The organism is Candidatus Hydrogenedentota bacterium, from assembly GCA_019637335.1.
GTDB lineage: Bacteria > Hydrogenedentota > Hydrogenedentia > Hydrogenedentales > JAEUWI01 > JAEUWI01.
Genome location: JAHBVV010000011.1, coordinates 119,419 through 136,036, shown reverse-complemented (window position 1 = coordinate 136,036; position 16,618 = coordinate 119,419). Strand labels below are relative to the sequence as shown.

The 16,618-nt window shown below is 62.2% G+C and carries 8 protein-coding genes; 3 read left to right on the top strand and 5 right to left on the bottom strand.

Annotated elements, in window-relative coordinates:
• Window positions 1-38 precede the first annotated feature (38 nt).
• Window positions 39-2,408 (top strand): beta-galactosidase, encoded by a 2,370-nt coding sequence (locus tag KF886_13770; GenBank protein ID MBX3178423.1) that lies wholly within the window; start codon window positions 39-41, stop codon window positions 2,406-2,408.
• Between the two features lie 205 nt (window positions 2,409-2,613).
• A complete protein-coding gene (locus KF886_13765) occupies window positions 2,614-7,110 on the top strand; it encodes a right-handed parallel beta-helix repeat-containing protein (GenBank protein ID MBX3178422.1) in 4,497 nt (1,498 codons plus the stop codon).
• A gap of 558 nt (window positions 7,111-7,668) precedes the next feature.
• Here KF886_13765 and KF886_13760 read toward each other — a convergent pair.
• A complete protein-coding gene (locus KF886_13760; protein MBX3178421.1) occupies window positions 7,669-8,490 on the bottom strand; it encodes a PEP-CTERM sorting domain-containing protein in 822 nt (273 codons plus the stop codon).
• Window positions 8,491-8,773: 283 nt separating this feature from the next.
• Here KF886_13760 and KF886_13755 point away from each other — a divergent pair, with 283 nt between their 5' ends.
• Entirely contained in the window at window positions 8,774-9,145 is a 372-nt protein-coding gene (locus KF886_13755) for a hypothetical protein (GenBank protein MBX3178420.1), read from the top strand.
• Window positions 9,146-9,171: 26 nt separating this feature from the next.
• On the opposite strand, the gene KF886_13750 is transcribed toward KF886_13755, so the two are convergent.
• The 4 genes from KF886_13750 to KF886_13735 all read right to left on the bottom strand — a co-directional run bounded on the left by KF886_13750 (window position 9,172) and on the right by KF886_13735 (window position 15,953).
• Window positions 9,172-11,439: a hypothetical protein gene (locus KF886_13750; protein MBX3178419.1), complete on the bottom strand. Its 2,268-nt coding sequence runs from the start codon at window positions 11,437-11,439 to the stop codon at window positions 9,172-9,174.
• 172 nt (window positions 11,440-11,611) lie between these two features.
• Window positions 11,612-12,781 (bottom strand): MFS transporter, encoded by a 1,170-nt coding sequence (locus tag KF886_13745; protein ID MBX3178418.1) that lies wholly within the window; start codon window positions 12,779-12,781, stop codon window positions 11,612-11,614.
• Window positions 12,771-14,321, bottom strand: coding sequence for a threonylcarbamoyl-AMP synthase (locus KF886_13740; GenBank protein ID MBX3178417.1), 1,551 nt, complete (start codon window positions 14,319-14,321; stop codon window positions 12,771-12,773). The genes KF886_13745 and KF886_13740 overlap by 11 nt, the downstream gene beginning before the upstream one ends.
• Before the next feature lie 318 nt (window positions 14,322-14,639).
• Entirely contained in the window at window positions 14,640-15,953 is a 1,314-nt protein-coding gene (locus KF886_13735; protein ID MBX3178416.1) for an ATP-binding protein, read from the bottom strand.
• Between the last annotated feature and the right edge of the window lie 665 nt (window positions 15,954-16,618).

Genomic DNA, 16,618 nt, shown 5'->3' with positions numbered 1-16,618 from the left:
TCGCCATCGCACAACAAGAAGCCGAAAGGAAGTCCAACATGGGTATTCGCCACATCGTGGTGCGCCTCGTGGCCTTTGTCATTGGTATGATCCAGCCGCTGGCCGCCCTGGCCGAGACCGATGGGATAATCCTGTTTCAATCCAGCGGCGAAGCGGTCGGGGCGCGGCTCGAGAACGTCGCGGAGACGCAGTCAGCCGGATTCGGCGAGACAACGGCATTGCATATTTTTTCGGACACCGACCCCTATCAGAAGGTTACCTGGGACTTCCGCTTCAGCGACACGCCCTTTCCTGATTCCGCGTCGATATTTCTGGAAATCGAGCACTTCGATGACGGCGCGGGCGTCATCCAACCCACGATGCTGGTGGACGACGCCTTTAACGGGACGTACGCCACGCCCGTGCGCGGGGTGTCCTTTACGCGGCTGAACCAGCAACGGGTGCGCCGTGCCCTGTTCGAGTTTGCGAATCCACGGATGCCCGCCACAACGACGCACCCGCATTTAAGGATTGCGGGGCTTCAGGGACTCATCGCCGTTCGGGCTTATGACCACATTGAGGAAGACCGCTGGCGGGAATTGGCGGATGCGGTGCCCGTACGCGTGGAGCCCATGCTTACCCTCGACCGCCCGATGCAGATCACCTGCACAATCGGCATCCCAGACACGGGCGATCCCCCTTCGCTCGAAACCGCGCTGAACAATATTCGCGAATTCGGGCCGCTTGCGCGCCTCATGGGCTTTACCTCCGCCGAATGCTTTGTGCGTTGGAACCTTATCGAGCCGGCGCCGGGACACTTTGATTTCACCCACTACGACACGATCGTGCGGGCCATCACGGAACGCGGTCTCCAGTGGTTTCCCAACCTGGTCATCACCTCGGCCTTTGCACTGCCCGAGTGGTATCTAGCTTCCGGTGAGGCCGCCGGGTTTGAATGTCTGGAGCATGGCGAAGAGAACGCCGTTCCCACGATCTGGAACTCCGCCAACCTTCCGCATGTCGAGCGCGTCCTTCGGGCGTTTGGCGCGCACTACGGCCCGATGGGGGTTCTGGAGGCGGTGCGCCTGGGTCCCAGTGGCAATTTCGGAGAGGCCCAGTATCCCGCCGGGGCCGGGAGCGCGCTCGGGGTGCGCGGCGCGCGGATGCATGGCCATGTCGGCTGGTGGGCGGGCGATGACTTTGCCCGCGCGGCGTTTCAGAAATGGCTGCGCACCCGCTACGGAACCATTGATGCACTGAACAGGGCGTGGGACACGCATTATGCCCGATTCGAGGAGATCGCGCCACAGTTGCCCGAGACATACCGTACGAATCAGGGACGGCTGGATATGACCGGCTGGTACACGGATTCCATGACGGCGTGGTGCGATCAATGGGCGCACCTCGCGCGGGCGGCCCTTCCCGACACGCCCATCTACCAGTCCTCCGGCGGCTGGGGCTTCCGCGAAGCGGGTACCGACTTTTCCGGCCAGGCCGATTCGATGCGGGCCATCGGCAACGGCGGCATTCGCCTCACCAACGAAACCGACAGCTTCGAACAGAATTTCTACGCCACGCGGCTTGCGGCGACGGCCGCGCGGCTCTACGGAATCGGCCTTGGCTATGAACCCGCCGGCTACCATAGCGCGCGCGGCGTTGCGGGCCGTTTTTTCAGCACCCTCACCACCAACGGCGACAACCTGTACACCCGCCATAACGTCCTCTTCGAGCCGCCGTATGCCGTGGATCAGTGGCGACGCGATTTTTGTCTGCTCGACGAACGGGCAAACCCGATTATTGACGTGGCGGTGTATTACCCCGAGACCATGAACCAATTGGACAGCGGATCCTTCCGCCATCTGTATGCCTGGGGGTTCAATACCCGCGCAGCCGAAGTGCGACGCCGCATTGACAACGATTTTCTCGACGAGCGTCTCATCCGGGAGGGGTACCTGGACCGCTACAAGGTCCTTGTTTTCTGTTGGGGCGCTATCGTCGAGCCGGACGTACAGCAACACATCGACCAGTGGATACGCAACGGCGGCTGCGCCATCTACCCCACGTTTCCCCGCGGTCCGCAACAAACGCCGGACGGCGACACGACCCTGTTCAGCGCCTGGGAACGCGGGGACACCGGCCAGGGCAGCTTCCATCGATTCCAGGGCGACATGGAACCAATCACGCTCTACGGCGACTTCATCGAGACTATCCTGCGGGGCCTGGAAACGCTCCATCCGCTTACAAAACGAGCGCTGGCGGTGCAGCATCCCGACCGTGTTTTCGTGAGCGCCCTGGAGACGAACAAGATCGTCCTTCTTAACTACCGCGACGAACCCGCGCGGGTACGTCTGGATGGATTGCTGGACGAAGAAATGCCGCCTTACAGCATTCGGGTGCTGGGCGAGCCGGGTCAGTCCCAGGCAAGATGATTCGGAGCCCAACTGAGCCCGCCCGCTGAAGCCCCCGCTCCCCCGAATATCGATTGCGAACAATCCCTGGGGGCGCCGTATCAATTCATGCCCAAAGCGTAACGAAAGAATCACCCGCGAAGTCTAAGGTCTGGGAGAAAAAGGCAATCGCCCCTTTTTGTGGAGAATCCTTCAGGAAAGCGACTTTACGGAGGCGTCACCCGCCATGAAAACCAAGCACAGACTTCCCAACGCCTTGTTCACGCTTGCGATTGCGGCGGCCGCCGCCTGGAGCCACGATGCCGGTGCGCAGGCGCGGATCCCACTCTCCGACGGGTGGAAACTCCAGTCGGCTGCTTCTATCGCCGCGGATGGGGCGGCGCTTTCCGGCGGGGCCTACGATTTCGCCGGCTGGCATGATGTGCGGGTTCCCTCCACCGTCCTGGCCGCGCTGGCAGAGGCGGACGCGCTTCCGGATCCGTATTACGGCGATAATCTGACGCGAATCGATGGGTACCGGGAGGGGCGGTGGATGGTGATGCCGCCGGACAGCCCGTATCGGAGCCCGTGGTGGTATTGCACGTCGTTTGAACTGCCGAACGAATACGCGGGAAAGCAGATTACGCTGCATTTCGACGGAATCAACTACGAGGCCAACATCTGGTTGAATGGAAAGAAGATCGCCGATCGCACCGACGTAATCGGGATGTTTCGCCGCTTCCAGTTTGCCGTCACCGCGAACTTCGTAGGCCAGGGCGCCAACCACCTGGCGGTGGAGATCATTGCGCCGGCCCAGGGGGAGGACAAGGTCTACAGGACCAAGCAGATTGAGGCGACCACCGGCTGGGACGACCATTGCCCGCAACCGCCCGATGCAAACATGGGTATCTGGGAGGATGTGTACGTGGAGGCCACCGGCGCGGTAACGGTGCGGCATCCCTACGTCATGCCGGAACTGGCGGTCCCGTCGCTGGACCGGGCTGACCTGACGGTGGAGGCGCAGGTGGTTAACCTGACCGGCGTGGCGGTTGCGCTGGAGTTGGCGGGCGTCATCGAGGGCATTCAATTCGCGCAACCGGTCACCCTGGAACCAGGGGAATCGAAGTGGGTGCGATTCCGACCCGAGGAGTTTAGTCAACTCCGCCTGGAGAAGCCGCGGGTCTGGTGGCCGAATCCGCTCGGTCCACAGGAATTGTACGAATGCACACTCACGGCAAGCGTGGATGGGCATCCCTCCGACGCGAAGAGCACCCGCTTTGGCGTCCGGCAGTTGACGACCTATATTAATGATGAAGGGTGGCGGACCTACGTGGTGAATGGTAAAGAGATCCTGATCCGCGGCGGCGCCTGGATGACCGCGGATATGATGATGCGCTTCGACCCGCGGCAAACCGAAGCCCTGGTGCGCTACGCGAAGGAAGCGAACCTGAACATGCTGCGGTCCGAGGGTTTCTCGATTCGCGAAACCGACGAGTTTTACGATCTCTGCGATGAATATGGAATTATGGTCACGCAGCAGTTGTTCGGACGCAGCATTCCGGATGAAGCGCTGGCGGTCGCGTGCGTGGAAGACACCATCCTGCGGATTCGCAACCATCCGAGCCTGGCGCACTTCCTGGGGCATGACGAGACTTTCCCAACGCCCACCCTGGACGCGGCGTACAAGGACCTCATCGCGAAACACATCCCGGACCGCACGTACCAGCCGCATTCCGGCGCCTTCGACGTCGAGGAGCGTTTCGAGACCGGCGGGACACGAACGGGCACGCGCGAACTGTGGACCTTTGCGCATCCGACGAAGTATTACACAGGCAAGGAGGACGGCGCCTGGGGCTTCGCGCAGTCGGGCGGCATCGGCGGCATTGTGGTTTCGCACGAGAGCATGAAGCGCATGATGCCTGCGGAAGCGCTTTGGCCGCCGACGAATCCCACGTGGTCGCTGCATACGGTAATCCAGGGTTTCGATTTCTTCGAGACGGTGCGGGAGCAGGTGGACGCGCGCTATGGCGCGGCCGATGGCATCGAGGCGTTTTGTCGCAAAGCGGGCGCGCTGAACTACGAATGTGCGCGGGCCATGTTCGAGGCCTACGGGCGCGAGAAGTATTCGGCGACCGGCATTACCACATGGAAATACAACGTCGCGTGGCCGGCGGCGATGACGTGGGCCTACATCGACTGGTACAGCAACGCGACGGCGGCCTATTACGGCGCGAAGAAGGCGTGCGAGCCTTTGCATGTGCAGTATTCCTATGACGACGACAGCATCTGGGTCGTCAATTCATTGCGTCAGGAATTCCGCGACCTGGTGGTAACCGCGCGAATCTACGACAAGCACATGGCCGTCCGGGGCGAGCAGACGGCGAAGGTGAAGGTCGGCCCCGATGGCAAGACGAAGGCCTTTGTGCTCGAAATGCCGTCCGATTTGAGTACCCTTTACTTCCTGAAACTGACGCTGGCGGATACGTCGGGCGTCACGCTCTCCGACAACTTCTACTGGCTGTCCACGACGCCCGAAATACCAGGCGATATGAAGGACAGCTGGACGGACTTCCAGTTGAATCCGAAGTCCGTTCCGGACTACACCGAACTCAATACGCTCCCTCCCGTTACCCTGGAGGCCGCAAGCGAACTGCGCTTAGACGGGGACGAAACGGTCGCAACCGTAACAATCCGCAATCCTTCGCCCCATCTCGCCTTCGGAATCCAGCTGGCGCTGCACGCGGGATCCGACGGACTCGAAGTCGGTCCCACCTACTGGTCCGACAACTATTTCAGCCTGCTGCCGGGCGAAAAACGCCGTATTGACGGACGAATCACCACAGCACACCTGAACGGCGCGAGGGCCGAGTTGCGCGTGGATGGTTGGAATGTCAGCACGCCGCCCGCCGCCAATTCGGCGGAGGCGGCGCCGAAGGAGGAACCGGTGAGTACGGGACGGGAATATCACGTGTCCGAGCGTGGAGACGACGCGCACGATGGAACGCTGGAACGACCCTTGCGCACCATCTCGGCCGCGGCGCAACGGGCGCAGCCGGGGGATGCGGTGACAGTACATGAAGGCGTTTATAGGGAATGGGTCAACCCTCCGCGTGGCGGCGCGTCGGATACCATTCGCATCACGTACCAGGCGGCGCCTGGCGCGCGCGCCGAAATCCGCGGCTCCGAGCCGGTCAGCGGGTGGACAAAGGTCCAGGACGACACCTGGTCCGTGGCCATTCCCAATTCGGTTTTCGGAGACTACAACCCCTACGCGGACCCGATTCAGGGCGACTGGTTTAATCCGAAGGACCGGTCCCACCACACGGGGGCCGTTTACCTGAACGGGAACTGGCTCCTGGAAGCGGCCACCCTGGAAGATGCGCTCAAGCCCGTGGAAGGCGAAGCCCGCTGGTTCGGGCGGGTGGACGCCGACACGACGACGATATGGGCGCAGTTTCCCGGGCTGAATCCCAACGAACACGAGGTCGAGATTAACGTACGCCCAACGGTCTTGTACCCGGAGAAGACCGGCGTCAACTACCTGACCGTGCGCGGTTTCATTTTACGCAACGCGGCGACGCAATGGGCCCCGCCGACGGCGGAACAGGTGGGGCTCGTGGGGACAAACTGGAGCAAGGGATGGATCATTGAGGATAACGTCATCAGCCATTCCCGATGCACGGGCCTGACGCTCGGCAAATACGGCGACGCCTGGGACAACACCTCGGAAGATACCGCGGAGGGCTACGTCCTTACGATCCAGCGCGCCCTGGAGAATGGATGGTCCATGGACACGATCGGCCACCATGTGGTGCGGAATAACACGATCGCCCACTGCGAACAGGCAGGCATCGCGGGTAGCCTCGGCGCCATTGCGAGCACGATCACCGGCAACACGATTCACGACATCCACGTTCAGCGCTTGTTCACGGGCGCCGAAATGGCGGGTGTCAAGATCCACGCCGCGGTGGACTCGGAAATCAGCCGCAACCGGATCTTTCGTACGGTCCGCGGGATCTGGCTGGACTGGATGGCGCAGGGCGCTTCGGTGCGGGAGAACGTTCTGTATGAAAACGCCAGCGAGGACCTGTTTATGGAGGTGAACCACGGTCCCTTTCTGGTCGCCAACAATATCTTCCTATCGAAGCGCGCGCTGCTCGACATGTCGCAGGGGGGCGCCTACGCGCACAATCTGATGGCGGGGGAAATCGTGGCGCGCCCCGAGCTGTCGCGCGAGACTCCGCACCTGGAGGCGCATGGCACGGAAGTGGCCGGGCTGAGCAGGACGGACGGCGGAGACAACCGGTTTCTTAACAACCTGTTCGTCGGTTCCGCAGGGCTTGCGGTCTACGACAACGCCGCGCACCCGATACAGGCCTCGGGCAATGTGTACCTGCACGGCGCTACGCCGCCCGCAAGCGAGCCGGACGCGTTGGTTCTGGATGGCTTCGACCCCGGCATCGCGCTGTCGGAAGATGGCGGATCCCTTCATCTGACGATCGCGCTGGAAAAGGACTGGAGCGGGCTGGGAACGCGTGCGCTGATTACGACCGAGTCGCTAGGAATGGCGAAGATTCCCCAACTCCCCTATCTCAATCCAGACCGGTCACCGATGCGCATCGACCGGGACTATGCCGGGACGCCACGCGATGCGGAGCGCCCCTTCCCCGGCCCCTTCGAGATAGTCGGGAATGGCGCCAAGGTGGTTACCGTGTATCCCGTGATCGCCCGCGACAGGCGGTAACGAAAAGTCAGCCTCAATCAATGCCGGACGAAGCGGAATTCCTTCCCGGCTTCCGTGGCCAGGTTCAATATGCCCTGCTCGCTGCTTCCCACGGGGATGGGTTCGGCGTCGTGAAAGGCCTGTATGTCGGCCCAGGGCGACTGCACGCGCAGATTCCCGCCGGCGCGGCCCAAAGTGCATGCGGCTCGCTCCCCGGCGATCACGGCGGACGCTGAGGCCATGGCGCTCCGCGTGTTCGCGCAAGAACCGATACGACGCACGCCGGTCCTCGTCCACAAGGGAGTGCTCCCTCCCCATTTTTGCCGGGCTGCGCGCTATGCCCCGCCACGACGTTGCGCGCAAGCCTGGGCATGGATTAATGCGCCACGAGGGTGACTGCCTGTCAACAACGTGGCGGATACTCCTTGCACCGTGCTCCCGGTTGCCTGACGCATAGCATCGATTCACGAAATCGGTGGAGCCCGGACAGCGAGTCGGGGCTCCACCGCACATCCGGCGGCTGCCAGCTATAGGCACGCCGCCTTTCCGAATTGCGCATTCACTTTGGAAGCCAGTTCGTCACGCGCTTGAGCCCTCTTTGCTCTTGCGGCGCTGGCGCAGCGTCAGGCCCGCCAGCCCGATACCCAGCAAGGTCATCGTGGCCGGCTCTGGAATGGGATCGAGGCCGGTAAGCCTCGTGTTGTCGATCGCGAGGCCGGTGACGGCATTATTCGTCCTGTTGAAGAGCCAGCCGTTCCGGTTGCCGCCCACCAGGCTCGCTATATCGTCGGTAAGCTCGCCGCGGGACGCCGTATAGAGCAACATATCACTATCATCATAAACATTAAAATCCACCAGCAGGCTTCCCCCGTTATTCCGGAATACGTTTTCAAAGGTGTACCAGCCAACTTGTGATACAACGAATTCCGGACTCGGGCCCGTCGCCCCGGAGTCGCCGGTATGCGCGGCGTTAATGTGCAGTTCCGAGCCCTCCGCGTCGAAGCGCCAGTCGAAAAAGCGCAGTTGGTCGCCATTTTGGCGGTTCACACCCACCCGGTAGGTAAAGGCCCGTCCCGCATCCCAAAGGGGATCCAGGTAAATGTCGAGCGAAGTGGCGAAGCCCGCCCCGAAATCGCTCGACCAGCCGCCGAAATCGGTGACCGGCCCCGCACCGTTCAGCGATGACTGCAATGTGGCGTGGGCTCCGCCGCTCCGGGAGGTTATCCCGTCCGTGCCGGATACCACGCGGGTCGCCGTGCTGAAGAAGGGCTTCCAGTTCCCCGGCTGGCCCTGCACCCAACTGGGATCCTCGAAACCCTCGAAGTGGATCAGGGTGGCCGAAGCGCTCCCGGTTGCCAACAAAAGTCCCGCAATCACCTTAACCAACAAACATCTTCTCATGAACCAATTCTCCTTCTTGCGCCGATTAAGACGTCGTTTTGGCTTTGTGGCTGCACGCCGTAGAGGCCAGCCGCGTTTTTTACAAGGGCGTGCGCCGCCCATATGCGGATGATAAACCATTATCAATACGATGTCAAGTACCTCCCCGGGCTCATGCACCTCCAACCAGAGCAGGACAATCCCGTTGTAACCCGGAACGGGTAACCGGGGATCTTCCCGCTCCCATCACCTGTGGTACGGGGGCGTAGCCGAAGCTACGCTGTCCTCGATTCGAGATCCGAGCGTGCCACCATGCCAGATACGCCTGAAACCGAACTACCTCGACTTCAGCGAAGCGGGCGCGGTCGACTTGGAGGATTTCGACCCGGGCATCGCGCTGACGGAAGATGGCGGATCCCTTCATCTGACGATCGCGCTGGAAAAGGACTGGAGCGGGCTGGGAACGCGTGCGCTGGTTACGACCGAGTCGCTTGGAATGGCGAAGATTCCCCAACTCCCCTTTCTGAACCCGGACCGCTCCCCGGTGCGCATCGATCGGGACTATGCCGGGGCGCCACGCGATGCGGAGCGCCCCTTCCCCGGTCCTTTCGAAATCTCCGGGAGTGGCGCGCAGGTAATGCGAGTGTATCCGGCGGGAGAAGGCGAATCGCGATAACGGCGCGCACTCCTGTCCCAAGTCAATCAGGGTCGAGCGAAGATCAGTTCCTGCCCGGGTTCCGTCATAACCCGCAGCAGGATCGCGCCATTTTCTGCGACATCCGAGGCAATCGAATCGGCGCCGCGCACCACGGGGGTCCCAGCCCAGGGTGGCTGCAGGCGCAGGTTCCCGCCGGCGGTGCTGCGTACGCGAATCTCCGTCACTTCCTCGCCATCGTGTTTCGCGGAAACCAGGAAACCGCCTTCGGCGCGGAGTTGCTCGAAGGACGCGGCCTGGTCCGGGGGCCAAGCGGGAAAGACGCGGATCACGCCGCCCGCGCTTTGGAGGAGCAGTTCACTGATGGGCAGCACCACGCCGAATTGTTCCGTGTAGAGGCCGTAGTCGTTAAAGCGCCGCGGGGGATTCAGGGCATTCAGGCTCATGGAGCCATTGGCGCGCAGCCGCTCCTGGATTACGCCGCGCAGAAACGGAACCTTGTCCGGCATGTCCAAGCGCCCTCGGGCCGCCGCGAGCATGACCGCGCTGTTGTTGCCGTTGGTTTGCATGGCGGCGATCGTGCGCGCGAACAGTTGCCGCTGTGATTCCGGCGATTGCCAGCCTACGACGCCCGCAGGAAAGACCGGCGTCGCCGGCACGGGGATGTTGTATTCGATGGGCGGCGCACCGCGCACGTCCACGACGATGGGCTCGTTTCCGCCCGTGACGGGATAGTCCGGAAGCTGGTCCCGGGCGGCGCACCACCGCGCGGCGAGGTCGCCGTCGGTGTCCAGGATCCCCCCCCCTTCCAGCGCCGCGTCGAAGATGAAGTGGAAGAACGCGATGTCGAAGGCGCCGTCGTAGTTTCGACTGAAGCCCTCGGGCCAACCTGTCCAGTGTTCCGGCGATACCGAGGGACCGAAGTCGATGGCGCCGTCGGCACTTCTTGCGCAGCGTTCAACGAAACCCGCGCAGAAATTGGCCGCTTCTCGAACGAGGGGATACGCAGTTTCCTCCAGAAAACGGCGATCCGGGTAGTACTGGTAGTGCCACCAAACCGGTTGGACCGTAAAGGGCGTGACGCCCATGGTGAAGCCCCATACGTGGTGGAGGTACTGGCGGCCATTGGGCGCCTTGCACTGTTCGGGGTGGGGCGGCTCGTAGGCGTAGAGCACGTGCGGGAAGAAGGCGCCATCCCATTCGAAGACCGTCCTGCAGAGCCATTGCGCCCGGGGGAGGTACTCCCGGATGAGGCGCGCGTAGGGCTCCGCGAGTTCGTCGTGGTTGCTGATGTACGCGCCCCAGAAGGTCTGCTGGATGTTGTAGTTCGTGTGGTAGTCGCCATGCCAGGCGGGTTTATCGTTGATGAGGCCAGCAAAGAGACCGGGCGCCTGCACCCCGGGGCGGCTGACACAGCGCAGAAAATACAGATTGCGGTACCAGGTTTGCTCCAGCAGGGCGTCATCCAGTTTGATCCCGCTCCGGCTCCAGAATTCCGACCAGGCCCGCTCGTGCGCCTCCATGCCCGTGGCCGGGAAGGCAGCGCGGACGATATCTTCCGGATTCGCGCCATCCAGCGACGTGCCGATTGAAACGGCGGTGCGGCCCCCTTCCTGAGCCAGAACCACACGGAAACGCATCCCGGGCCAGTCGGCATCGCCCGGAATGTCCTGAGCGACCCAGGAAAGATCGTCGCGCGCGCCCGTGTCCGGCGGATCGAGATCATCCGAAACAACCGGTTCCAGTCGGCTGGGCGATGCGGACGTCGTCTCCACGATCAACCGGTTGGCGCGGGCGTCTATGTGCAGCGTCGTTCGTACCCCGGCGGCGGCCACGGTCAGCACGGCGCGGCGGAGGTCGAGCGTGGCCGTGAGCGGTGGCCGCGCGGCATCGGGAATGCGCACGACGGCACACGCGCGAGGACAGGGATAGGCGTTGGCGTGGTAGGAATCGGGCCCCTCAAACGAATAGCCCCGCGGGAGGATAAACCCGGAATTGGGCCCACCTTCCGAGCGGACGGGACCGTCCGGCGCATCCAATTTCAGGATCTCGGCGAAGCGCGGCAGGGGCGGGTCCAGTTCGGTGGGGATTCGGGCGTCCCATACGTCGTTTTTCGTGAGGCGCACAATCAGGTCATCGCCCTCGGCATGTACGAGAGCGTTCATGTCCCCATTGCCCAGGAGGAGGCCATGTTCGACGATATTGTCGAGGGTTTCCACGGCAATCGCCGCCCGATCGAGCGCCCCGGGAAAGGGTGGCGCCGCCAGCGACAGAACGTTTGTGAATTGGGCGAGAAGCAGGGAGAGAGAAAGCATTGCGCACCTCCGCTGGCGGGTTAGGGGCTTGCGGGGTATTCGCGCCGACACTCCCCCGAGTACGGGCGCTCCCCGCACGCCGCACCTTTGAATGATACTCCAGACGCCCCTTGCGATTGAAGAGAGATTATCGGCTATGGCAAGGCAGCGCGTTCAAATCCGAGGGGCCCCGCTATTCAGGCCTTGGGTTGCTGTAAAAAACGGGCAGTCTGATAAGCGTGAAGACGCTCGCCAGCGCTACGAGGGTGATGCAGATGTAGATCGCGGTGTGGTAGGTCCCCGTCTGATCGGCGAGCCATCCGCCCAGGCCCGGGCCGATCACCCCCGCAACGCCATAGGCCATGAAGCAGATCGGGTAGAGGCGTGGAAAGGCGCCCGTTCCAAAGTAGCGTGAAATGGCGGAGGCGTAGAGCACGAAGTTCGCCCCGAAACAGAATCCGATCAGCACGACCGTCAGCATGCGCGCCGGGGCGGGAAGCGGAACGAGGAGCAGCCCCGCCGCCAGGGCGAAGCTTCCCAGCGACAGGGGAATACAGCGGTAGTTCCACTGGTCGAACAGCCTGCCCCAGATGATGCGCCCCGCCCCATTTCCAACCGCGAATATGGAGACGGCCAGGGCGGCCTGCCGTTCGGTCAACCCTGTCTTGATAATGATGGGGGTCAGGTTGCCGATAATGAGCAACCCGGCGAAGGTTCCGGCGAAGATTCCGATCGAGCACAGGTAGAACGGCCAGGTGAAGACCTCGGACTTCTCGCCGTTGTTTGCGGTGTTGTAGCGGGTTCCCGGAGGATCGCGCAGGAGCAATGCTGCGGAAAAGAGCACCAGCCCGGCGCACACGCCATACCAGCGGAAGAACGTGAGCACATCCACCCCGCTGAGGAGGAGGTACTCCGCGATCGAGGAGAGGACAATGGCTCCGGAGCCGAACCCGGCCACCGCCACACCGGTTACCAGCCCTTTTCTTTCGGGAAACCATTGCATGCCCACGGAAACGGGGCAGACATAGCCAAAGCCGATACCGCATCCCGTGATGACGCCGAGGCTCAGGAGGAGCGGCATGAAGGCGCCGCCGGAGAACGACGCCAGCAGATAGCCGAGGGCGAACAGGAGGGCCGAAATGAGCGCGGTAAAACGGGGACCTTTTCTGACCAGGATGCGTCCGGCCAGAATCATCACGGAAGTGAAGATCAGAATCGACAATCCGAATATCAGGCCGCATTGGCCGGAGGTGAGGCCGAAAGCCTTCGTCAGATATGGGACAAACGTGCTCCAGGCATAGATACCCCCCAACACGGTCTGCATAAGGCAACCCGCGGCCAGAACGACCCATCTATTGTTCATCGTGTACTACCCTGCCCATGGCGGCCTTCGCAAGCCGGTTGTTAATCGCGTGACCCAGCCCCTCTTCGGGGGCATACTCCGCGATGATCTCTCGCAGGCCCAACGCATCCAAACGGCGAAGCGCGGCGAAGAAGTTGGCGGCCGCCTCCCGGGTGTCTCCGGCTTTGCTGAGCACTTCGACCGCGCCCGCGTAGGTTGTTTCCGGGGTCTTGAACAGGAGCAACCCGATATCCGGCTGATTCGCATAGGTCGCAGGAATACACACGTAGGCGGTCAGCTTCGTGGCCGGGGCGTAGTGGTTGGGCATCATCCCCGGGCTTTCCATATCGCTCGTGTTCTCGGAAGTGGCCGCGCGGATGGCCACCGGGCCGATCAGGCGTTCGATCTCCTCGACGGGCAGGCCTCCGGGGCGCAGGATCACAGGGACGGGTCCCGTGAACGAGATTACCGTGGACTCCACGCCGACGCGGCATGCGCCCCCGTCAATGATGACCGGGCATTGAACGCCCAGTTGGTCCCTTACATGGCGGGCGGTCGTTGGGCTCGTGCAGGTGAAGCGGTTGGCGCTGGGCGCGGCCAGCGGGGAGCCGCACTGGCGTATGATTTCGAGCGCGATCGGGTGGGCGGGCATGCGGACCGCGACCGTGTTGTGTCCGCCGGTCACGATATCCGGGACTTCCGAGCGCTTGGGAAGCACCACGGTAAGTGGCCCGGGCCAGAACGCGTCGATAAGCCGCGACGCCTTTTCGGGAACCGCTGTGGCGAGGCGCTTCAATTGCTCCGGATCGGCGATGTGTGCGATTAGCGGGTTGTAGTGCGGTCGCCCCTTGATTTCGAAGATCTTCTTCACCGCCTCCGGCTGAAAGACATCGGCCCCGAGCCCATAGACCGTCTCGGTCGGGAAGGCGGCGACCCCACCGGCGCGGATGGCGGCTGCGCCTTCCTCGATCTGCCGTGCCAGGTCTCTCCCGGGATCGGGGTGGCTCAGAATCCATTCGGCGGCGTCCCGGATGCGATGGAACACCGGCTTCTCGATCGGCAGGTCCGCGAGGTGGCGTCCCCCGTGGCCGGTCAGGAGATACAGCCCGAACACGCCGTGCTCGTTCCCGGTGACGGTGTCGTGTGGATGGTCCCCGATGACGAAGGATCGGCCCAGATCGAGCCGATAGTCCCGCTGGGCCCGCAGTACGAATTCCGGACCGGGCTTCATGCAGGCGCAGCCGTCTTCCCGCTGGTGCGGGCAGACATACCATTCCCGAATGAAGATGCCTTCCCCCCGTAAGATCTCGTTCAAGTGGTCGTTGACCCGGCTGACCTCTTCTTCCGTCACCTCGCCCGCAGCGATGCCGGATTGGTTGGTGATGACGAACAGCAAATACTTTTCTTGCAGTAACCGCAAAGCTTCGATCGTATCCGAATAAAGCCGGATCTGATCGGCGCCGCGAATGACGCCGACGTCCTCGACAAGCGTTCCGTCCCGGTCCAAAAAGACGGCGGGGCGGGGCGTTGTGAAATCGGGGCGCTGTGGATTGCGCTGCAAGTCGTCGTCCCTTATCAATGCGTGGATGGCCTTCGATGGCCCTACAAAGCGCCACACGTGGCCGGGGGCGCTACTCGCCCGGATGATTCGTATCTGGATGCGGCAGGGGTTCGTGGCGCCGCTTCGACCGTGGCGCGCCCGTGGTATGGGATGTCTACCGGCACACGCACCTCTTTCGGGCGTCAAATCGTGCGTAAATCCCCCGGGCGTTACGTGGCCGGATTATACGGCATCAGACGGGCTCCATGCATATCCGGTGGCCCGTTCGGGGGGCATGGCGGACGAAGTTGGACGCCGCATGTCAGGTCCGTCGATGCACTACAATCCCGACACGGGCATGTCGAGCAGAAAACGCCAGGCCGGCACGACATTGATCGTACCGCTTCGGGTTTCGATTTGCGACTCCTCATTACGGGTCACTATGACCCCAGACGTGACGCCGGTTTCCGCCATGGCTTCGCTCAAGGCCGCGACTTCCCGGGTTCGCGTCTGCTCCTCGGCGAGCGACGCGCACACCTGCGCCAGGAGCCGGGAACCGCCGCGCAATGGAACGATGAAATCGACCTCCTTACCCGTCCTGGTCTTGTAATAGTAGATCTCGGGATACACTCGCCGTAACGCCGTAAACACGAGATTCTCCAATAGATGGCCGGCATTGACAAGCACGCCCGACGCCACCGAGGCAACCAGAGCGTGATCGATGCAATAGACCTTCTTGGGATTCGTGTTGCGGCGCGCAAGCGAAGCGTCGAACACCTGCACGGTGAAGAGAAAATACGCATCCTCGAACCAATCCAGGTAATCCGAAACGGCAGCGCGCGGCGCGTGATGTCCAATCGATCGCAGATAGGCTGTCAGGCGGTTGACGGAGTAGAGAGATCCCGTGTTGTCCACCAGCCGATGGGCCAGATCGCTCACCGCCCTCGGGTGCGAAATATCGTGTCGCTCTACCAGGTCACGGAACAGGACCGCCTGGAAGTACTCCTGGTGGGTCTTGATCCTCAGGCTCTCCTGAAGGCCGATGACTTCGGGAAAACCGCCGGTTGCCCAATATTCTTCAAAGGCCTTCTGGACGAGTAACCGCGTCTTCGTTGAAAGGGCTTTTTCGCTGCCGATGCCCCTGGCATCCAAAAACTCCTGGAATGAGAATGGGAATAGTTCCCAGGACATCGCGCGCCCGCGCATCTGCGTCGCGATCTCCTTCGATAGCATCCTCGCCGACGAGCCCGTGAGATAGACCTCGCATTTCTCCGTGCGCATGATGCGATCAACAAAGGGTTCCCACCCCGGAACGGCCTGTATCTCATCGAAAAAGCAGTAGACCATCTCTTCACCCTTCTTCACCGGGTATAGCGCATAGTACGCTTCGGTGATGAGGGCGAGGCTCTCATGCCGTAGACTGTGAAGGCGGTCGTCGAAAAAATTCACATACAGTATGTTCTGAGGCGAAACGCCGCGGTCCAGCAGGCTCTGAATACGTTGAAACAGAAAGGTGGACTTCCCACACCGGCGCACCCCAATCAACACGGTTGCCTTCCCGCGGACCGGCTCTACCCGCAAGCGTCGGGGCGCCCCGGTTTCCAGTGAAGACTCCTGGAAGTCGAGAAGGATACGCTTTATCGAGTCCAGCACGGAACCAATCCTGCTCCATAAATGGCCAGTTACAACCCCAACTGAGAATAAATATACGCAGTTGGAATCCGCACTGTCAAGAAAGTCTTGATGTGGACACTGCGAGGGCCTGGCCGCGCGAATGCGGTTCACGGGTCGCACGGCACGCGGCAGCATGTGCGGTTTTCAGTAAGCGATGTGGATGGGGGGCATGACGCGTTGTGTAACCCATTAAGGATGAAAACCGGCTGCTTCGCAACCGGTACACAGCCGGGACGGCTGTGCCACGTTCTTTGCACGCTTCACCTTGGTTCGTAAGAGTACCTTTGAAGGAATGTGGCACAGGCGTCCCGCCTGTGCATTTTCGGAGCAGTGAAGGTGGGTCACGACCGTAGACCGCGCCGGGACACTGGCCCCGCAGGCAATCCTGTTCTGCGCGAAAAATGGCGCGTCCCGCCGGCTGATCGTACCAGCGGTCGTAGGGCTCGGCGAGGTTGTCGAATATGACCGTCATTGTGCGGGGCGCGCGTGGGGCCCTTTCCGCAACCGCCAGCCGCGGTGTGACAGGTGAATCCGACACGGACCAGGGCGGACGCGAGTATCCGGCGCAATTCCGATTCGGAATCGGCGATTAGTGCGTGCATCACGGAGTTCTAGTCTAGTAAATCTTACGCTTCCCAATTGCG

Excerpts from the sequence above, each read along its gene's own strand:
- KF886_13770 (MBX3178423.1), top strand. The coding sequence starts at position 39 with ATGGGTATTCGCCACATCGTGGTGCGCCTCGTGGCCTTTGTCATTGGT.
- KF886_13765 (MBX3178422.1), top strand. The coding sequence starts at position 2,614 with ATGAAAACCAAGCACAGACTTCCCAACGCCTTGTTCACGCTTGCGATT.
- KF886_13760 (MBX3178421.1), bottom strand. The coding sequence starts at position 8,490 with ATGAGAAGATGTTTGTTGGTTAAGGTGATTGCGGGACTTTTGTTGGCA.
- KF886_13750 (MBX3178419.1), bottom strand. The coding sequence starts at position 11,439 with ATGCTTTCTCTCTCCCTGCTTCTCGCCCAATTCACAAACGTTCTGTCG.
- KF886_13745 (MBX3178418.1), bottom strand. The coding sequence starts at position 12,781 with ATGAACAATAGATGGGTCGTTCTGGCCGCGGGTTGCCTTATGCAGACC.